Origin of the sequence: Pantoea phytostimulans (assembly GCF_046118715.1) — a bacterium.
Classification (GTDB): Bacteria; Pseudomonadota; Gammaproteobacteria; order Enterobacterales; family Enterobacteriaceae; genus Pantoea; species Pantoea phytostimulans.
The window spans coordinates 1,305,620-1,324,768 of sequence record NZ_CP173698.1; the positions used below are offsets into that span (position 1 = coordinate 1,305,620).

At 48.8% G+C, this 19,149-nt stretch carries 16 protein-coding genes; 10 read left to right on the forward strand and 6 right to left on the reverse strand.

Going from position 1 to position 19,149, the window contains the following annotated elements; all coding sequences use genetic code 11:
- Nucleotides 1-16: 16 nt before the first annotated feature.
- The gene (gene pncA / locus ACF2G4_RS06180; protein WP_215846662.1) at nucleotides 17-625 is read left to right on the forward strand and encodes a bifunctional nicotinamidase/pyrazinamidase; all 609 of its coding nucleotides are present in this window, start codon (nucleotides 17-19) and stop codon (nucleotides 623-625) included.
- A gap of 48 nt (nucleotides 626-673) precedes the next feature.
- Here pncA and ACF2G4_RS06185 read toward each other — a convergent pair whose 3' ends face one another.
- Both ACF2G4_RS06185 and msrB read right to left on the reverse strand, forming a co-directional pair.
- On the reverse strand, nucleotides 674-955 hold the full coding sequence (locus ACF2G4_RS06185; protein ID WP_243077808.1) for a YeaC family protein: 282 nt from the start codon (nucleotides 953-955) through the stop codon (nucleotides 674-676).
- Between the two features lie 5 nt (nucleotides 956-960).
- Nucleotides 961-1,371: a peptide-methionine (R)-S-oxide reductase MsrB gene (gene msrB / locus ACF2G4_RS06190; protein ID WP_215846660.1), complete on the reverse strand. Its 411-nt coding sequence runs from the start codon at nucleotides 1,369-1,371 to the stop codon at nucleotides 961-963.
- Nucleotides 1,372-1,713: 342 nt separating this feature from the next.
- On the opposite strand from msrB, the gene gapA reads away from it, so the two are divergent.
- Entirely contained in the window at nucleotides 1,714-2,712 is a 999-nt protein-coding gene (gene gapA, locus ACF2G4_RS06195; protein WP_215846659.1) for a glyceraldehyde-3-phosphate dehydrogenase, read from the forward strand.
- A gap of 76 nt (nucleotides 2,713-2,788) precedes the next feature.
- Nucleotides 2,789-3,664, forward strand: a complete 876-nt coding sequence (locus tag ACF2G4_RS06200; RefSeq protein WP_409075702.1) for a D-hexose-6-phosphate mutarotase — start codon at nucleotides 2,789-2,791, stop codon at nucleotides 3,662-3,664.
- A gap of 27 nt (nucleotides 3,665-3,691) precedes the next feature.
- On the opposite strand, the gene ACF2G4_RS06205 is transcribed toward ACF2G4_RS06200, so the two are convergent.
- Both ACF2G4_RS06205 and ACF2G4_RS06210 read right to left on the reverse strand, forming a co-directional pair.
- On the reverse strand, nucleotides 3,692-4,543 hold the full coding sequence (locus tag ACF2G4_RS06205) for an aldo/keto reductase (protein WP_409075703.1): 852 nt from the start codon (nucleotides 4,541-4,543) through the stop codon (nucleotides 3,692-3,694).
- 72 nt (nucleotides 4,544-4,615) lie between these two features.
- Nucleotides 4,616-5,365, reverse strand: a complete 750-nt coding sequence (locus ACF2G4_RS06210; RefSeq protein WP_243077806.1) for a MipA/OmpV family protein — start codon at nucleotides 5,363-5,365, stop codon at nucleotides 4,616-4,618.
- Between the two features lie 424 nt (nucleotides 5,366-5,789).
- Here ACF2G4_RS06210 and yeaG point away from each other — a divergent pair, with 424 nt between their 5' ends.
- From yeaG to ACF2G4_RS06240, 6 genes are all read left to right on the forward strand, one after another.
- Entirely contained in the window at nucleotides 5,790-7,724 is a 1,935-nt protein-coding gene (gene yeaG, locus ACF2G4_RS06215; RefSeq protein WP_215846655.1) for a protein kinase YeaG, read from the forward strand.
- 93 nt (nucleotides 7,725-7,817) lie between these two features.
- On the forward strand, nucleotides 7,818-9,092 hold the full coding sequence (locus ACF2G4_RS06220) for a YeaH/YhbH family protein (RefSeq protein ID WP_409075704.1): 1,275 nt from the start codon (nucleotides 7,818-7,820) through the stop codon (nucleotides 9,090-9,092).
- A 372-nt stretch (nucleotides 9,093-9,464) separates the two neighbouring features.
- Nucleotides 9,465-11,192, forward strand: coding sequence for a potassium/proton antiporter (locus ACF2G4_RS06225; protein WP_215846653.1), 1,728 nt, complete (start codon nucleotides 9,465-9,467; stop codon nucleotides 11,190-11,192).
- A 77-nt stretch (nucleotides 11,193-11,269) separates the two neighbouring features.
- Complete coding sequence (locus ACF2G4_RS06230; RefSeq protein ID WP_215846652.1) at nucleotides 11,270-11,503, forward strand: DUF1480 family protein; 234 nt, start codon at nucleotides 11,270-11,272, stop codon at nucleotides 11,501-11,503.
- 377 nt (nucleotides 11,504-11,880) lie between these two features.
- Entirely contained in the window at nucleotides 11,881-13,347 is a 1,467-nt protein-coding gene (wbaP, locus tag ACF2G4_RS06235) for an undecaprenyl-phosphate galactose phosphotransferase WbaP (protein WP_215846651.1), read from the forward strand.
- A gap of 139 nt (nucleotides 13,348-13,486) precedes the next feature.
- The gene (locus tag ACF2G4_RS06240; protein WP_215846650.1) at nucleotides 13,487-14,680 is read left to right on the forward strand and encodes a multidrug effflux MFS transporter; all 1,194 of its coding nucleotides are present in this window, start codon (nucleotides 13,487-13,489) and stop codon (nucleotides 14,678-14,680) included.
- On the opposite strand, the gene dadX is transcribed toward ACF2G4_RS06240, so the two are convergent.
- Both dadX and ACF2G4_RS06250 read right to left on the reverse strand, forming a co-directional pair.
- Nucleotides 14,673-15,743 (reverse strand): catabolic alanine racemase DadX, encoded by a 1,071-nt coding sequence (gene dadX, locus ACF2G4_RS06245; protein WP_409075705.1) that lies wholly within the window; start codon nucleotides 15,741-15,743, stop codon nucleotides 14,673-14,675. The two genes, ACF2G4_RS06240 and dadX, sit on opposite strands and share 8 nt — an antisense overlap.
- A gap of 19 nt (nucleotides 15,744-15,762) precedes the next feature.
- Nucleotides 15,763-17,064, reverse strand: coding sequence for a D-amino acid dehydrogenase (locus ACF2G4_RS06250; protein WP_215848269.1), 1,302 nt, complete (start codon nucleotides 17,062-17,064; stop codon nucleotides 15,763-15,765).
- 507 nt (nucleotides 17,065-17,571) lie between these two features.
- Between ACF2G4_RS06250 and ACF2G4_RS06255 the strand changes: the two genes are divergently transcribed.
- Entirely contained in the window at nucleotides 17,572-19,107 is a 1,536-nt protein-coding gene (locus tag ACF2G4_RS06255; RefSeq protein ID WP_215846649.1) for a SpoVR family protein, read from the forward strand.
- Nucleotides 19,108-19,149: the final 42 nt, after the last annotated feature.

A 19,149-nucleotide genomic window follows, 5' to 3' on the forward strand; every position in this document is an offset into this window, starting at 1 on the left:
TATGGAGCGACTGGTAATGAAACGGGCACTTATCATCATTGATATTCAAAACGACTTTTGTCCGGGCGGCCCGATGGCGGTTCACGAGGGCGATAAAACCGTTGAGGTGGCTAATCGCTATGCGCGTGAATTCCATCAAAACGGTGAATGTGTTTTGGCGTTACAAGACTGGCATCCGGCAGATCACGGCAGTTTTGCTTCCGTGTCAGGTGAACCGGTTTATACCCTTGGCGAGCTGAATGGTTTAGCACAAATTTGGTGGCCAGATCATGGTATTCAGGGTTCGAAAGGCGCTGATTTTCATCCCGGACTCGATACCAGCTTATTTGATGCCAGGTTCCATAAAGGTCAGGACCAGGATGTCGACAGCTATAGCGCCTTTTTTGATAATGGGCATCGCCGTAAAACAGAACTCGACAGCTGGCTGCGTGAACGCGGTATCACGCATCTGGTCATGTTAGGGCTGGCGACAGATTATTGCGTGAAATACAGCGTGCTGGATGCCCTTGAGCTGGGCTATCAGGTCGACGTGGTTAAAGAAGGTTGCCGTGGTGTAAACCTCAACCCTGATGACAGCGAAATCGCCTTTTCGCAGATGGCTGCGCAAGGTGCGGTTCTGATTTAGAACAGCAGGCAAAAACTAAAAAAGGCTGGCTTAATCGCCAGCCTTTTTTTAATGCAAGTTGATGCGAGTGATATCTGGCTCTATGCCAAACTCTTCCTTAAGCTGCTTCTTGGATTTCATCACCATTTCGCCACCCTTGCCAATGCTCATATGCTGCGGGCTTTCGTTATAACGCGCCTGCCACAACATCACTAACTGCATGCAGTTATCACGCTGTTCTGATGTTAGCGCCACACCATCAGGCCATTTGCCGGTTTCAACCGCAGTAGAGAGCCGCTCATAGACTTCTGGCGTCATCGCATTGAGCATGGCTTCAAGTTCTTGCTTCATTGCCATTACCCTTCTGTTTGTTCGCCTTGCTCATCGGTAAAGTTCAACGAGGCTGAATTCACACAATAGCGCTCGCCGGTAGGCTGTGGGCCATCTGGGAAAACATGCCCAAGGTGCGCATCACAGTTATTACAACGAATTTCAATACGCTGCATGCCGTGTGAGTCATCCTCAATATAGCGAATCGCTTCGTCACTGACGGGCTCGTAAAAGCTCGGCCAGCCACAACCTGAGTCATATTTTGTTTCAGAGAGGAACAACGGTGAATTACACACCAGACAGTGGTAAATGCCGTCCTGTTTGTTTTGCAATAGCGCGCCGCTGAAAGGCGGTTCTGTGCCACGATGCTGAGTAACGTAACGCTGCATTTCAGACAATTGCGCAATTTTTGCTTCGGGTGCGGTTTCTTTAGCCATTTAAGAGATTCCGGAGGGTGTCATTCTGAAAAAATCGACTACTATTCTAACAAATGAACAACATTAGTCGGGTCTTATTTCGTGCTCATCCTTTCGTCGAGACCTCCACAACGTAGATTTGTGACTCTGATCACCTTTTATCTTAGGTATCCCTTTATATTCGGCGATGGTGTTAACGAAGCGCAATGATATATTCGTTGCGCAAGCGTTTGCGCAACGAATTATTCCTGTTGAGTGGATTGACCTGTCGCAACAATTGACACGATTCCGCTTGACGCCTGGTAAGGTTTTTGTAATTTTACAGCCAACCTTTTATTCACTAACAAATAGCTGGTGGAATATATGACTATCAAAGTAGGTATCAACGGTTTTGGCCGTATCGGTCGCATCGTTTTTCGTGCTGCTCAACAGCGTTCAGACATCGAAATCGTTGCTATCAACGACCTGCTCGACGCTGAATACATGGCGTACATGCTGAAGTTTGACTCAACTCATGGTCGTTTCGACGGTACCGTTGAAGTGAAAGATGGCGCGCTGGTTGTTAACGGTAAGAAAATTCGTGTTACCGCTGAGAGAGATCCGGCTAACCTGAAGTGGGACGAAGTTGGTGTTGACGTTGTTGCTGAAGCAACCGGTATCTTCCTGACCGACGAAACTGCCCGTAAACACATCACTGCTGGTGCTAAGAAAGTCGTTCTGACTGGCCCGTCTAAAGATGACACCCCAATGTTTGTACGTGGTGCCAACTTCGATAAATACGAAGGTCAGGATATCGTTTCTAACGCATCTTGCACCACCAACTGCCTGGCGCCGTTGGCTAAAGTTATCAACGACCAGTTCGGCATCGTTGAAGGCCTGATGACCACCGTCCACGCGACTACGGCAACGCAGAAAACTGTTGATGGCCCGTCTCACAAAGACTGGCGCGGCGGTCGTGGCGCATCTCAGAACATCATCCCTTCATCAACTGGCGCAGCTAAAGCCGTTGGTAAAGTTCTGCCAGAATTGAATGGCAAACTGACCGGTATGGCGTTCCGCGTTCCAACCCCTAACGTTTCAGTCGTTGACCTGACTGTACGTCTGGCGAAGCCTGCTTCTTACAAAGAAATCTGCTCTGCTATCAAAGCAGCATCAGAAGGCGATATGAAAGGCGTTCTGGGCTATGTTGAAGATGAAGTGGTTTCTACCGATTTCAACGGCGAAACGCTGACTTCAGTATTCGATGCTAAAGCCGGTATCGCGCTGAATGATAACTTTGTGAAACTGGTTTCCTGGTACGATAACGAAACTGGCTACTCGCACAAGGTACTCGACCTGATTGCACTGGTTTCTTCTAAATAAGATAGCCAGACAGTGTTGAGAATAAGGGCGACTTCGGTCGCCCTTTTTTTATGGTCCGCACAGGAAGGATTCGCACATGCAAGACAAACTCTTTTCATTGCCCGTTGTGACTCAAATTACGCCTTATCTGTCGCAACGTCAGGTGGGCGATCTGCCTGCGATTGTCATCAGCCATCCTAAAGTACGCGCTGCCATTACGCTGCAGGGCGCGCATTTAATTGCCTGGCAACCCAGCGGCGAAAAACCGGTGATTTGGTTGAGCGATAAAACCCCCTTCTTACCCGGTAAAGCGATCCGTGGCGGTGTGCCTATTTGCTGGCCGTGGTTTGGCCCGGCAGGTGAACCCGCCCACGGCTTTGCCCGCAATCAAACCTGGACACTCTCCGCACACGATGAAAACGATGAAGGTGTGATATTGACCTTTGTGCTGGAAAGTAATGCACAAACCAAAAAGCTATGGCCACATGATTTCACCCTGTTTGCCCGTTTTCGTTTAGGTCAACATTGCGAAATCGAATTAGAAGCGCACGGCGATTTTGAAGCGACAGCAGCGCTGCACAGCTATTTTACCGTGGCGGATATCGCTGAGGTTGAAGTCAGCGGTCTGGGCAAAACCTATATTGATAAAGTTGAAAACAACGTTCAGGGCACCAGCGAGGGTAAGCAGCGTTATCCGGGACGTGTTGATCGTATTTTCACGCAAGCTGAAGATTGCTCTGTGATTCACGATAAAGCAGGACAACGTCTGATTGAGGTTTATCATCACCATCACAGCGATGTTGTTACCTGGAACCCCGGCGTTGAGCTTTCTTGTAGCATGGCGGATATGGCGAACGATGGGTATAGAACGCTGGTCTGTGTAGAAACAGCGCGCATCAATACACCCCTGCGTAGCGCAGGCGAGAAACCTGCGCGATTAGGAACAACTTTTCGTTTACGCAAAAAAGCGTAGCGGCGACGTCGTTTAATTTTTTCACATTTAAACAATATCCAGCGGTAATTTATGCGGCGGCGGCGGAAAGGCTTGATTGATGAGAAACAGATCTTCATCCGTCAATTCAATATCCAGCGCCGCAGCATTTTCCTGAACATGCGCGATCGAACTGGCTTTTGGAATAGCAAGAACGCCTGCTTTGCGTATGACCCAAGCCAACAATAATTGCGCCACGCTTATGCCCTTTTGCTGTGCAATTTTTTCTAATGCAGCATCCGAGAATAACGCGTTGCGTAGACGTCCAGCCTGAGCCAACGGACAGTAAGCCATAACGGGCAGATTACGCTGCTGACATTCAGGCAGCAGATCATATTCAATGCCCCGTGAAGCAAGATGGTAAAGCACCTGATTAGTCGCGCAGTGTTCACCGCCCGATTCGCTCCACAATTCCATCATGTCGTCGATGTCGAAATTCGAAACGCCCCAATGCAGAATTTTACCCTGCCGTTGCAACGAGACCATCGCTCTGATGGTCTCCTCTAGCGGTACATTGCCACGCCAATGCAATAAATAGAGATCGATACGATCGGTCTTGAGCCGGGCAAGACTGCGCTCACAGGCTTCGATAGCGTCATACTCGCCCGCATTCCACGGATAAACTTTGGAAACCAGAAAGGCCTCATCGCGTCGTCCTTGTAAGGCTTCTCCCACTACGCTTTCTGCGCCGCCATCTGCATACATTTCAGCCGTATCGATAAGCTTGAGTCCACAATCGAGTCCGGCTTGCAGCGCCTTGACTTCCTGCTGTCGATGGGCGTTATCTTCGCCCATAAACCAAGTGCCTTGACCTATTGCGGGAAGGGTATGTTGACTAGCAAAGGTGACTGTTTTGTTCATTCTGCTCTCCTGCATCACTTTAAGGCACCAGAAAAGAGCAGAGGGCATAAAATGCCCTCATTTGGTGCATAATCAGAAGGTATAGCTGATGCCAGTCCAGAGTGTAGCCTGGCCGCTTTTATCAACCATTGGGCTATCTTTGATCTCACTGTCAAAACGGGTATAGCGTCCGATGACACTGGCATTCCATTGCGGTGAGATTTGATAGCTGGCGCTGAGTTCAAGATAGGGTGACCAGCTGTCGTCTGGGTCATAACGATCAATGCCGGTACGCGCGCTCTCATGACCTGAAACACCATAATAATAGCGGTTCTGGTTAGCGCTGTTCCACATCGCCCCGATGCCTGGCGTGACGGAAAAATCACCCATCTCGAAGCGGTACAGGTAAGTCAGATCCCAAATAATCCCGTTGCTGTTATTGAGCACATCACCCAGCAATGCGGTGCGCACAATGCCCCAATCGGCGGTATGGCGATACGTTGCGCCGCCCATTAATGTCATGCGACGCTTATCCAGATGTTTCATATCCCCCAAATCGTTGTCACCAGGATCGTACTGTTGCGGCGAGCCAGCCAGCGTTAATGACAATTGATTTTGTGGGTCTTTCCAGAGGTAATAGCCGCCTTGCAGGCTACGGAACCAGAAGTTCTCGCCTTCATAATTAATTACCGGTACGGGAATGTAACGATCCTGTCCGCCACGATAAGGCGATTCAGCATAAATTACTGATGCACCAAGTGATAAGGGTGCAGCCTGGGCGACATTAAAGAGTAAAGAACAAGGTAAAAGAGCAGCAAGGGCTTTAAGTTTGAATTGGTTCACAATTTATTCATTCCATAAATATAACAATCACCCATGGAGTCTAACGGCTTTTTTTCACGGGTTTAACCGTTATCTGGAGCAGGCTTAGCATTCATCGCTGAAAGAAGGCATGAATGGTTAAATTTCTCCTCCTCAACGCCGTTTTTCCTGACAAGGTTGTTTTGCAATTAAATGACTTTGCTATTGATATATCACTACATCATCTCAATACGCGGAGGAAATTTCTTAAATGCCTTCTACAGTTAGAAGTAAGACGAGACTTTTTTGTACGAGCAGAGTAACCATAAGAATTGTGTATCCGGATTAAAAGACGTCAGGTTGGCATAAGGGTTGCTGTACTCAATAGAGAATATTTTCCGGGAGCTGCATGAGCAACTAATTACGCTCCTTTACCTGTGCTAAAAACGAAAGGACGGGCATCGCTATGAATATATTCGATCACTATCGTCAGCGTTATGAAGCTGCCAAGGACGAAGAGTTCACACTGCAGGAATTTCTTGCTACCTGTAAACAAGATCGCAGTGCATACGCTAATGCTGCAGAGCGACTATTAATGGCTATAGGTGAGCCAGTAATGGTCGACACTGCTCAAGAGCCACGCCTTTCCAGAATATTCTCCAATCGTGTGATGGGACGCTATCCAGCGTTCGAAGAGTTTTACGGCATGGAAGAAGCGATCGAACAAATCGTTTCCTATCTGAAACACGCCGCTCAAGGGCTTGAAGAGAAGAAACAAATTCTCTATTTACTGGGACCGGTTGGTGGGGGTAAGTCCTCGCTGGCTGAACGCCTTAAAGCATTAATGCAGCGTGTGCCCATTTACGTTTTGAGCGCAGATGGCGAGCGCAGCCCGGTAAACGACCATCCACTCTGCCTGTTTAACCCGCAAGAAGATGCCAATATCCTTGAAAAAGAGTATGGCGTACCGCGTCGTTACCTTGGCACCATCATGTCCCCTTGGGCCGCTAAGCGTTTGCATGACTTTGGTGGCGATATCACCCGCTTCAAAGTCGTAAAAGTTTGGCCGTCGATTCTGGAACAGTTAGCCATCGCTAAAACTGAACCAGGCGATGAAAACAACCAAGATATTTCTGCGCTTGTGGGTAAAGTGGACATCCGTAAACTGGAAAACCACGCTCAAAACGATCCTGATGCTTACGGTTATTCTGGTGCGCTGTGCCGTGCGAACCAAGGCATCATGGAGTTCGTCGAAATGTTTAAAGCGCCAATTAAGGTGCTGCATCCTTTGTTAACCGCGACGCAGGAAGGTAACTACAACGGTACCGAAGGTATTTCCGCCCTGCCGTTCAACGGCATTATTTTGGCGCACTCAAACGAATCTGAATGGGTGACGTTCCGTAACAACAAAAATAATGAGGCGTTTCTTGACCGTGTTTACATCGTTAAAGTGCCTTATTGCCTGCGCGTTTCCGAAGAGATCAAGATCTATGAGAAGTTGCTGAATCACAGTGAATTAGCGACATCGCCTTGCGCACCGGGCACGCTGGAAACGCTGGCTCGCTTCTCCATCTTGTCGCGCATGAAAGATCCTGAGAACTCCAGTATCTACTCAAAAATGCGCGTTTATGATGGCGAAACCCTGAAGGATACCGATCCTAAAGCGAAATCCTGGCAGGAATACCACGATTACGCGGGCGTAGACGAAGGCATGAACGGACTATCAACACGTTTCGCCTTTAAAATCCTTTCACGCGTATTTAACTTCGACCATGTAGAAGTTGCCGCTAACCCGGTGCATCTGTTCTATGTACTTGAACAGCAGATTGAGCGTGAACAGTTCCCGCAAGATCAGGCCGAGAAGTATCTGGAACATCTGAAAGGCTATTTAATTCCGAAATATGCTGAGTTCATTGGCAAAGAGATTCAAACGGCCTATCTGGAGTCTTACTCCGAATATGGTCAGAACATCTTTGATCGCTACGTGACCTACGCAGACTTCTGGATCCAGGATCAGGAATATCGTGACCCTGATACCGGGCAGCTGTTTGATCGTGAATCGCTCAACGCTGAGCTGGAAAAAATCGAGAAACCGGCCGGGATCAGTAACCCGAAAGACTTCCGTAATGAGATTGTGAATTTTGTCTTGCGTGCCCGTGCACACAACAATGGCCGCAATCCAAACTGGACCAGCTATGAGAAGCTTCGTACCGTCATCGAGAAGAAAATGTTCTCTAACACGGAAGAGTTATTGCCGGTGATTTCATTCAACACCAAAACCTCTACGGATGAACAGAAAAAACATGATGATTTTGTCGATCGCATGATGGAAAAAGGCTATACCCGCAAACAGGTTCGCCTGCTGTGCGAATGGTATCTGCGTGTGCGCAAATCGTCCTAATCAAAGCCTGTAAGCAAGCCGATGCTGTGACATTGGTAAAGGTTCAAGGTCGGGCATGCCCGACCTGCTTACAATGTAGTTTGGGGGAAGACTATGGCCTATTTTATCGATCGCCGACTGAACGGCAAAAACAAGAGCGCGGTCAACCGTCAGCGCTTCTTGCGCCGTTATAAGTCACAAATCAAGCAGTCGATTTCCGAGGCCATCAACAAGCGCTCGGTTACTGACGTTGAGAGTGGAGAATCCGTTTCAATTCCCATTGATGATATTAACGAGCCAAGTTTTCATCAGGGACGCGGCGGTAACCGCCATCGCGTTCATCCCGGCAATGATCACTTTGTCCAAAACGATCGCATTGAGCGGCCGCAAGGCGGCGGCGGTGGCGGCGGTGGTCAGGGAAACGCCAGTCAGGATGGTGAAGGCCAGGACGAGTTCGTTTTTCAAATCTCAAAAGATGAATACCTTGATCTGCTGTTTGAAGATTTAGCGTTACCGAACTTGCGCAAAAATCAGCATCGGCAATTGAACGAATATAAGACGCATCGCGCCGGTTTCACTTCAAACGGCGTGCCCGCCAATATCAGTGTGGTGCGCTCACTGCAAAATTCGCTGGCGCGTCGCACAGCCATGACGGCAGGTAAACGCCGCATGTTGCATGAACTGGAAGATGCGCTGACTTCTGTAGAGAAAGCGGAGCCTGCCCAGTTACTTGAAGAAGAGCGGCTGCGTAAGGAGATAGCTGAACTGCGGGCACGTATCGAACGCGTCCCGTTTATCGACACGTTTGACCTGCGTTACAAGAACTTCGAGAAACGTGCAGAACCTTCCAGCCAGGCCGTGATGTTTTGCTTGATGGATGTTTCAGGTTCAATGGATCAGGCCACTAAAGATATGGCGAAGCGTTTTTATATTCTGCTCTATCTGTTCCTGAGCCGAACCTATAAGAACGTAGATGTGGTCTATATTCGCCACCATACCCAAGCGAAAGAAGTTGATGAGCAGGAGTTCTTCTACTCGCAGGAAACGGGCGGCACTATTGTTTCCAGCGCCCTGAAATTAATGGATGAAGTGGTAAAAGAGCGTTACGACCCGGCTCAATGGAATATTTATGCTGCGCAAGCTTCTGATGGCGATAACTGGGCAGATGATTCACCGTTATGTCATGAAATATTAGCCAAAAATATTCTGCCGGTGGTGCGTTACTACAGTTACATCGAAATTACGCGACGTGCGCATCAAACGCTCTGGCGTGAGTATGAGCACCTGCAATCAACCTTTGATAACTTTGCTATTCAGCATATTCGTGAGCCAGAAGATATCTATCCTGTGTTCCGCGAACTGTTTCATAAACAGGCTGCCGAAGCCTGAGTAACTTAGCCAGCCTTTTTCGAGAAGTTAAGTTGTTGTCTGCGGGTTAGTCTGTGAATCTCGCGAAAACTTACTGAGGTAAGAGACCGGGGTAAGCGGGTCTAGTCAACCGATCTTCTGCTTAACGTTCCTGGATAGAGGCTGGCCTCTCTATTTTATCCTTTGAATAACCTGCAAAAATACCCTCTTTTCTTCGTCTGGCTCGCCAACCCCTTCATTCTTCACATTAATCCTATTCTGCAGGGTTATTAACATTTAATATAATTAGAATATTGACGATGACAACTCATTGATAAAACATTATCTTTCATACATAGCATGGAATATTGCCACACTCGCTGATACCGCCTTTATTACCGCAGGAGACCGGGTTTGAACCACAATATTGTTTATAGTCTGTTTATCATTGGTTCTGTGCTGGTTGCTTCAAGCATTTTACTCAGTTCATTCTCCTCACGTTTAGGCATCCCTATTCTGGTTATCTTTCTTGCGCTGGGCATGTTGACCGGTGTCGATGGCATTGGCGGCATCGCCTTTGATAACTATCCTGCGGCTTACCTCATCTCAAACCTGGCACTCGCGATCATTTTGTTAGATGGGGGAATGCGCACCAAAGCCAGCTCTTTTAAAGTTGCGTTGGGCCCGGCGCTTTCGCTTGCCACCGTCGGCGTAATGATTACCGCGGGATTAACCGGCCTGGTCGCCGCATGGCTATTCAATCTGGACATGATGCAGGGCTTCCTGATTGGCGCAATCATCGGCTCCACTGACGCTGCGGCGGTATTTTCACTACTTGGCGATAAAGGTCTTAATGAGCGCGTCAGCTCAACGCTGGAAATCGAGTCGGGCAGTAATGATCCAATGGCGGTGTTTCTTACCATCACGTTGATTGAGATGATCCAGCAGGGGCAAACCGGCCTCGACTGGATGTTTTTGGTTCATCTGATTCAGCAGTTTGGTTTAGGCATTGCGCTGGGACTCGGCGGCGGTTGGGCGTTGCAACAGTTGATAAACCGTATCAACCTGGCCAGCGGCTTATATCCTTTACTGGCGTTAAGCGGCGGCATCTTAGTCTTCGCCCTGACTACCATGCTGGAAGGCAGCGGCATTTTGGCGGTTTACCTGTGCGGGTTCTTATTAGGGAATAGCCCAATCCGCAACCGCCACGGCATCTTACAAACCTTCGATGGTATGGCATGGTTAAGCCAAATCGGCATGTTTATCGTGTTGGGTCTGTTAGTCACCCCATCCGATCTTTGGCATATCGCCGTACCGGCCATGATTTTGTCGTTGTGGCTGATTCTGGTGGCGCGCCCGCTTTCGGTGTTTATTGGTCTGTTACCGTTTCGTAACTTTACCGGGCGTGAGCGCATATTTATCAGCTGGGTAGGTTTACGCGGCGCCGTACCGATTATCTTGGCGGTGTTCCCGATGATGGCAGGCTTAGAAAATGCCTCGCTCTATTTTAATATCGCCTTCTTTGTGGTGCTGGTCTCTTTAATGCTACAAGGTACTTCGCTTGGCTTTGCTGCGAAGAAAGCCAAAGTAGTCGTGCCGCCAACGGCCTCTCCTATTAGCCGCATTGGCCTGGACATTCACCCGGAAAACCCGTGGGAACAATTTGTCTATCAATTGAGCGCGGACAAATGGTGTGTGGGAGCAGCACTTCGCGATCTCCAAATGCCGCGTGAAACCAGGATAGCTGCCCTGTTCAGAGACAACGTATTGATGCACCCCAATGGCGGAACGCGTTTAAAAGAAAACGATGTGATCTGCGTCATTGGACGTGAGCGCGACCTGCCCGCACTGGGCAAGATGTTTAGCCAATCGCCGCCTGTTTCATTAGATCAACGTTTCTTTGGAGACTTCATTCTCGACGCGGAAGCACGTTTACGAGATATCGCGCAAATCTACGGTCTGGAACTTGATGAAGAGACCAATGATCAACAATCGCTCGGGCAGCTAATGCTAAATATGCTCGGCGGAACCCCGGTAGTTGGCGACCATATGGAATGGAAGCAATTAACCTGGACCGTTGCAGAAAAAGAGGACAATCGCATTGTGAAAATCGGCGTACGTCCAGCAGAAGACAAGGATTAATCCTACAAAATCAGGCTCGTAATTCGGCATAAACCCACTAAGCTAAATATTCAACCCAGTATAAACGGGAGAATTGAATGGGACACGTCGTTAAAATTGGCCGTTACGAAATAATTGATGCCGAGTTCGACAGCGAGAATTTTGAAACCGTCAGCATTCCCTGCCAGACCAATCCCGGCTTAAGTTATCAGCTTGATGGCTGGGATCAAGAGACCAGCGTTCCTGCGTGGATAGATGATAATCCCGTGGATCTGGAAATAGCGCATTACGATAAAGAAGGCGATCGTTGGGTATTAAGAAAACCAGCCTGACCCGGAATACTTACCGCCAGATAACATATTTGGCGGTAATTCTGAAAATGAGTCTTAAAATTATTAGTTCCAACTTCGAATAAAAAGGTTTTATCCTCTCTTTTCAATAAGATAACCCAATTAAACTTTAGTGCATTTTTTGGTTTTCAGAATAGTTCCGTATTAACTCTATCAAATATCTCCTGCATACTCTTAAACAACGCTGCAGTTTTTCGTGATGGATGTCACGATTTTTCCCATCGCCCTCGACGCAGCAACTTTGGCTCTAATGACTGTAACAGACTGAAAATATATTTAATTATTTTCAGTAGCCCACTCCTGAACGCGTACTTGATTCTGGTCAGGCCATCTTTTACTTGAAGAAGAGAGCAGGTTTTATGGCAAGTACATTAGTAATGAATGACGCGAGCCGCTCATGGAGCGGAACACGTAAAAACATCATCGTGAAGTTTGCCTTAAGTTTTTCCGATCTTATTGCTTTAAATTTGGCGCTATTTTTATCCGCCGCCACAATCCAGGGTATTTGGGGAGAGCTGGATTCGTTTATTCCTCCGCATCAAATCGAATACCGTTTTACCGCACAGTTTATTATGTCAGTGATGTGTACTGGCTGGTTCTGGGTTCGATTACGTCACTACACTTACCGCAAACCGTTTTGGTTCGAGCTGAAAGAAGTCGTTAAAACGTTGTTCGTCTTCTCCCTGCTCGATCTCGCCCTGATTGCTTTTTCTAAGTGGGATTTTTCACGCATGGTGTGGGTCTTCAGCTGGACCTACGCGCTGATTCTTCTGCCGCTGATGCGTGCATTCGTGAAACGAGCGATCAACAAAGCCGGCCAATGGCAAAAAGACACCATCATCATTGGTTCGGGTAAGAACGCCACCGAAGCGTATGCGGCATTGCAAAGCGAAGAGATTCTTGGCTACAACGTGCAGGCGTTTATCTCAATTGATGACGTGCCAAAGCAGCAGAGCGTAAATGGCGTCCCGGTGGTGGCCTGGAAGGACATTAACTGGCAGACCATTGACCGTGACAATATCCAGTTCATCGTAGCGATGGAATATGAGCAGCAGCCGATGCGTGACCGTTGGCTGAAATTCCTCTCCAAAATGAATTGCCGTAGTGTTTCAGTTATTCCTACCCTGCGTGGCGTGCCGTTGTATGGCACCGATATGTCGTTCATTTTTAGCCATGAAGTGATGATTTTGCGTGTCAGCAATAACCTTGCTAAGCATTCGTCACGCTTCCTTAAACGCGCTTTTGATATCGTGGTCGCCTCAATATTGCTGGTGTTTCTGGCGCCCGTTTTCGCTCTGCTCTGCTCAATGGTAAAACGGGACGGCGGCAACGCAATTTATGGTCATGAACGCATTGGTCAGGATGGTAAAAAGTTTAAATGCCTGAAGTTCCGTTCAATGGTAACTAACTCGAAAGAAGTGTTGGAACATTTGCTCGCCACCAGCGAAGAGGCGCGTGTTGAATGGGATAAAGACTTCAAACTTAAGAACGATCCCCGCATTACCAAAATTGGCGGTTTTCTGCGTAAAACCAGTCTTGATGAACTGCCGCAATTATGGAACGTGATACGGGGTGAAATGAGTTTAGTGGGGCCACGTCCGGTTGTTGAAGCTGAACTGGCGCGTTACGCTGGCGATGTCGATTACTATCTGATGGCGAAGCCCGGTATGACCGGTTTATGGCAGGTCAGTGGGCGAAACGACATCGATTATGATACCCGCGTCTATTTCGATTCCTGGTATGTCAAAAACTGGGCGCTGTGGACTGATATCGCTATCTTGTTTAAAACCGCAGGTGTGGTATTCCGCCGTGATGGCGCTTACTGAGTTAATGATATCTCTTTAAAATGCGATGCCTGTTAACAGCAGGCATCGCATTTTATGCGCGTTTATTTTCTTTCCTTTTGCCTGCTGAGTCATTACCCTCTTCGCCTCGTTTTAACGAACGTTTTACCCTCTGGTTGCTATGCAAAAATTTACGTTATTGTTATTAAGCTTGGTGCTGTTAGCGCCTTTAGGCATCGATCTTTATTTGCCCACTCTGCCTCAAATTGCTGAAGGTTTAGCTACGCCCGTCAGCCTGATTCAGATTACCATTCCGCTGTTTTTGCTGGTAATGGGGTTAGGACAGCTCGTTACCGGCCCGCTGGTTGATAATTATGGCCGCAAACCTATTGCCCTGATTGGCCTGGCGCTCTACATCATCGGCAGCATCATTGCTGCCACAGCCACTTCCTGGCCGCTGTTCCTGATTGCGCGTCTGGTACAAGGTTGCGCAGTTTGCTGTACCGCGGTGGTGGCCTTCAGCGGCGTACGTGATCGCTTAAGCGGCGATGACGCCGCGCGTGCTTATGGATTTCTGAATGGCGCGCTGAATATCGTTCCGGCATTGGCACCGTTGCTGGGTGGATTACTGGCCAGCGCATTTGACTGGCGCGCGCCCTTCTGGTTCCTGTGCGGTTACGCTGCGCTGATCACGGTATTAGTGATCTTCTGGTTACCGGAAACCCGTCCCGCCAATACGCTGCGGGTAAAAGGCCTGCCGCTGGCGCAATACGCTGCAATTTTGCGTCAGCCGCGTTTCCTGGCTTTTGCCTTTGCCAACGCTGGCGCACTTGGCATGGTATTGACCTATGTTTCGCTGGCACCGCATGTTTTGATGACAGAAGGCGGTTTATCTTCTCTGCAGTTCTCTTTCGCTTTTGGCGCTAATGGGTTTTGGATCATGCTGGTTAGCGTGTTTGTTAATAAAGCGATTCGCAAAGCAGGCCGCCCATTTTGTCTGGCGATGGGATTTATTACCATGCTGCTCGGCGCGTTGCTGCTGATGGCAGGCATGTATTTGCTGCCCGCATCGATTCAAACGCATTGGACACTCTATATGCTGCCGGTCGCTGTTTCCGTAGCAGGATTAGCCTTTACTGTGGGTCCCGCCACCAGTTACGCGCTAGAGCCTTATCAGCAGCAGGCAGGTGTGGCTTCAGCATTGCAGGGTTTTATTCAGATGGCGGGCGGCGCAGCGGGCAGTTTAGTGATTGTTACTCTGCCACTGGCTGAGAAAATGTCGCTGGCGTGGATGATGTTGTTAGGTGCAGCGCTGGCGTTAATTGCCTGGCGCTGCAGTAAAACAATTCAGGGTACGCTGACCGCGCTTAAATAACCTCGACCGGAACGCGTGGCGCAAGAGCACACATCAGCTCATAACCCACCGTTCCGGCTGCTTTTGCAACCTGATCGATTTTCACCTGGTCGCCCCACAACTCCACTTTCGATCCTATTCCTGCCTGCGGACAAGGCGTTAAATCGACGGTAATCATATCCATCGATACTGCCCCCACGACTTGGGTTACCACCCCATCAACCCAAACAGGCGTGCCGGATGGCGCATGACGCGGATAGCCATCGGCATAACCGCATGCCACCACGCCAATGCGCTGCGCCTGCTGTGCATGGTAACGATAACCATATCCCACACCGTCGCCAGGATTTAACTGCTGCACCCCAATGATCTCGCTGGTTAAGCTCATCACCGGTTGCAAGCCGCTGCTGGCAATATCCTGCCAGTCACCGCTTGGTGAAGCGCCGTATAAGACGATACCGGGACGCACCCAATCATAATGGGCTTCGGGATGCCACAAGGTACACGCTGAGTTAGATAATGAGCGTGGTGCGCTGAGGCCTTCTGCAGCGCGTTCAATACGCTGCATCGGTTCGATAATTCCTTCAGGGTTTTCAGCGTCGGCGAAGTGAGCCATCAGCGTCATGTCACCCACATTTTTCAACGCACGCAGTTTCTGCCAAACGCCATTGATTTGCTCAGGGCGAAACCCGAGTCGGTTCATCCCGCTGTTCACTTTTACATAGAGATCAATCGGTGCCGACAATTGCGCATTCGCTAATGCCTTGATCTGCCAGTTGCTGTGTACGCTGGTGGTTAATCGGTAACGGTCAATTAACGGCAGGTCCTGTTCATGAAAAAACCCCTCCAGCAACAAAATGGGTTTATTCCAGCCTTGGTCACGCAGCAAAATGGCCTCTTCCAGATTGAGTAGCGCAAAGCCATCCGTTTCGGCCAGGCTCTGCCAAATACGCGCAATACCGTGACCATAGGCGTTGGCTTTAACCACCGACCAGACGCGTGAGTGTGGAGCAGCACGGCGAACAATCGCCAGATTATGCCGCAGCGCCTGTTGATTAATGGTGGCGACAATGGGACGTGACATTCTTCCTCTCCCTGAAAGCTTAACGGGTTGCGTTAGCGTTGCGTAACGGCGATGCGTTCGCGTTGAATCCGGGTAAGTAACGGAACACGGATAAATCATCCGCCGCAATTGCCGGTTTCTTACCGGAAATAAGGTCAGCCAGCAGTTGGCCGGAACCGCACGCCATTGTCCATCCCAGTGTACCGTGACCGGTGTTGAGATAAAGATTAGAGAGCGGCGTCGCACCAACAATCGGTGTACCGTCTGGCGTCATTGGGCGCAAACCCGTCCAGAAACTAGCCTGCTCAATATGACCGCCTTCAGGATAAAGATCGCTTACCACCATCTCCAGCGTTTCTCGCCTTGCCTCTAACAGTTTGGTGTTAAATCCAACAATTTCGGCCATCCCACCCACACGAATGCGATCGTCAAAGCGCGTTACGGCAACTTTATAGGTTTCATCCAGGATTGTTGAAACGGGTGCGGCATCGGCGTTCTTGATAGGAATGGTCAGTGAATAACCTTTCAGGGGATAAACCGGGATGTCGACGATGTTTTTCAGTAAGGAAGTCGAGTAAGAGCCAAACGCTACAACATAGCTGTCGGCTTTAATCACCTCTTCTCCGCATTTCACCCCGTAAATACGATTACCATTGCACAGGAGATGATCCACTGAGGTATTAAAACGAAATTCCACACCCGCTTCTTCTGCCATTTTGGCCAGGCGCTGCGTGAAAAGCTGACAGTCACCGGTTTCATCATTCGGCAAACGTAATCCACCGGTGAGCTTATGCTGCGTTGCCGCTAATGCTGGTTCAACGCGTGACAGCTCGTGAGACTGCAATAACTCATAAGGCACTCCCGCATCACGCAGCACGGCAATATCTTTGCTGGCACTGTCGAATTGCTGCTGAGTGCGGAACAGTTGCAAGGTTCCACCTTGACGACCCTCGTAGAGAATACCGGTTTCAGTGCGTAAGGCTTTCAGGCAATCGCGACTGTACTCAGCGATACGCACCATGCGGCTCTTGTTCTGCTGATAGTGGCTCATATCGCAGTTACGCAGCATGTTCCACATCCATTCCAGCTGGAAGCTGCTGCCATCCAGACGAATCGCCAGCGGTGCATGGCGCTGGAACATCCATTTAACGGCTTTGAGCGGGACGCCGGGCGCAGCCCAGGGAGCCGCATAGCCTGGCGAAATCTGGCCTGCATTTCCTGCACTGGTTTCCATTGCCGCTGCTGACTGTCGATCAATTACCGTCACCCGATGTCCCGCTCGCGCCAGATACCAAGCGCTGGCTACGCCAACAACACCACTACCGAGAATCACTACGTGCATATCGCCCCCCGCCGCAAGATGTAAAGCATAATTCACTAATCTCAAGGATATATTCAGCGCAATGATTTAGCTGGAATTACCCTCAAATTCATACAACTATTTCACATCTTTTTTATCAAACTGGTAACTAAAATCTTATCAATGGTAGAAAATTAGTGATTTATGCGTCTTTTTCCATAAATGCGGGAATTAATGACGATGGCTTTAGTTAATTCATCTTTTATCAGGAGAATAAGCCAACCCCATACATTGTACTTATAAACAGGATATTATCCTGACAATAGAGGCAGTGGAGAAATATAAGGTTGTAAAATTTACCTGCATAAGTTTCGAAATGATTTTCTGCCAAATAAATTCGTTTGAGTTCCGGTTTCGGATAGGCGACAGTGGGCTATCATTGAAGTGTTCGCTCAGTTTTTTAGGTTTTTCTTTCTCAGGATGAAGCCTTAAATAACCGAAACGGGCTACCCATAAGGGTAAGCCAGTTTGCTAAAACAGAGGTGCGCTATGACGACTATCTTTGACGAGCCCATTAAGGACAGCAAACGACTCAGTGACGGACCAGACTGGACATTTGATTTACTTGATGTCTATCTTGCTGAGATTGACCGCGTAGCCAAACTCTATCGGCTCGATACCTATCCACACCAAATCGAAGTGATCACCTCCGAGCAAATGATGGATGCCTACTCCAGTGTCGGCATGCCTATCAATTATGCGCACTGGTCCTTTGGCAAAAAATTCATCGAAACTGAACAGCGCTACAAACATGGCCAGCAAGGTTTGGCTTACGAGATTGTGATCAACTCTAATCCTTGTATTGCCTATCTGATGGAAGAAAACACCATGACGATGCAGGCGCTGGTGATGGCGCACGCCTGCTACGGTCACAACTCTTTCTTCAAAAATAATTATCTTTTCCGCAGTTGGACCGACGCCAGTTCGATTGTTGATTACTTGCTATTCGCTAAGAATTACATCACCGACTGCGAAGAACGCTACGGCGTAGAAGTTGTTGAACGGCTGCTGGATTCCTGCCACGCGCTGATGAATTACGGCGTTGATCGCTATAAGCGTCCTCAGAAGATTTCGTTGCAGGAAGAGAAGGCGCGACAGAAAAGCCGCGAAGAGTATCTGCAAAGTCAGGTAAATACGCTGTGGCGCACTTTGCCGCGTCGCGAGAAAGAGACGGTGCAGGTTGAAGCTGCTCGCTACCCTTCTGAACCGCAAGAAAACCTGCTCTATTTCATGGAAAAAAATGCACCGTTGCTCGAACCGTGGCAGCGCGAGATTCTGCGTATCGTTCGCAAAGTTAGCCAATATTTTTATCCACAAAAACAGACGCAGGTGATGAATGAAGGCTGGGCGACGTTCTGGCACTACACCATCCTAAATCACCTTTACGATGAAGGGAAAGTGTCTGAACGCTTCATGATGGAGTTCTTGCACAGCCACACCAATGTGGTGTTCCAACCGCCTTATAACAGTCCTTGGTACAACGGCATTAATCCCTATGCGCTGGGCTTTGCGATGTTCCAGGACATCAAGCGTATTTGTCAGACGCCAACCGAAGAAGATCGTTACTGGTTCCCAGACATTGCTGGATCGGACTGGCTTGAAACGCTGCATTTTGCGATGCGTGAATTCAAAGATGAAAGCTTCATCAGCCAATTCCTGTCACCTAAAATCATGCGTGATTTCCGTTTGTTCACTGTGCTGGATGATGACCGCAATAATTATCTGGAAATTGCAGCCATTCACGATGAGGCGGGATACCGAGCGATTCGCCAACAGCTTTCGGCGCAATACAATCTCAGCAACCTTGAACCTAATATTCAGGTCTACAACGTTGATTTACGCGGTGATCGCTCGTTAACGCTGCGCTATGTGCCACAAAGCCGCACGCCGCTGGATAAAAGCCGTCGTGAAGTGCTCAAACATGTGCACCGTTTGTGGGGATTTGATGTAATTTTGGAACAGCAGAATGAAGATGGAAGCGTTGAACTGTTGGATCGAAATCCAGCGCGAGGCAGCCCGCTTTAATTTTATGCAGCGTAAAAAAACCGGATGGGATGTCCGGTTTTT

Bases quoted from the DNA above. Each gene is read 5' to 3' on its own strand.
- ACF2G4_RS06220 (WP_409075704.1), top strand. From the start codon at position 7,818: ATGGCCTATTTTATCGATCGCCGACTGAACGGCAAAAACAAGAGCGCG.
- ACF2G4_RS06250 (WP_215848269.1), bottom strand. From the start codon at position 17,064: ATGCACGTAGTGATTCTCGGTAGTGGTGTTGTTGGCGTAGCCAGCGCT.
- ACF2G4_RS06185 (WP_243077808.1), bottom strand. From the start codon at position 955: ATGAAGCAAGAACTTGAAGCCATGCTCAATGCGATGACGCCAGAAGTC.
- ACF2G4_RS06200 (WP_409075702.1), top strand. From the start codon at position 2,789: ATGCAAGACAAACTCTTTTCATTGCCCGTTGTGACTCAAATTACGCCT.
- gapA (WP_215846659.1), top strand. From the start codon at position 1,714: ATGACTATCAAAGTAGGTATCAACGGTTTTGGCCGTATCGGTCGCATC.
- msrB (WP_215846660.1), bottom strand. From the start codon at position 1,371: ATGGCTAAAGAAACCGCACCCGAAGCAAAAATTGCGCAATTGTCTGAA.
- dadX (WP_409075705.1), bottom strand. From the start codon at position 15,743: ATGTCACGTCCCATTGTCGCCACCATTAATCAACAGGCGCTGCGGCAT.
- wbaP (WP_215846651.1), top strand. From the start codon at position 11,881: ATGGCAAGTACATTAGTAATGAATGACGCGAGCCGCTCATGGAGCGGA.
- ACF2G4_RS06240 (WP_215846650.1), top strand. From the start codon at position 13,487: ATGCAAAAATTTACGTTATTGTTATTAAGCTTGGTGCTGTTAGCGCCT.
- ACF2G4_RS06205 (WP_409075703.1), bottom strand. From the start codon at position 4,543: ATGAACAAAACAGTCACCTTTGCTAGTCAACATACCCTTCCCGCAATA.
- yeaG (WP_215846655.1), top strand. From the start codon at position 5,790: ATGAATATATTCGATCACTATCGTCAGCGTTATGAAGCTGCCAAGGAC.
- pncA (WP_215846662.1), top strand. From the start codon at position 17: ATGAAACGGGCACTTATCATCATTGATATTCAAAACGACTTTTGTCCG.
- ACF2G4_RS06255 (WP_215846649.1), top strand. From the start codon at position 17,572: ATGACGACTATCTTTGACGAGCCCATTAAGGACAGCAAACGACTCAGT.
- ACF2G4_RS06230 (WP_215846652.1), top strand. From the start codon at position 11,270: ATGGGACACGTCGTTAAAATTGGCCGTTACGAAATAATTGATGCCGAG.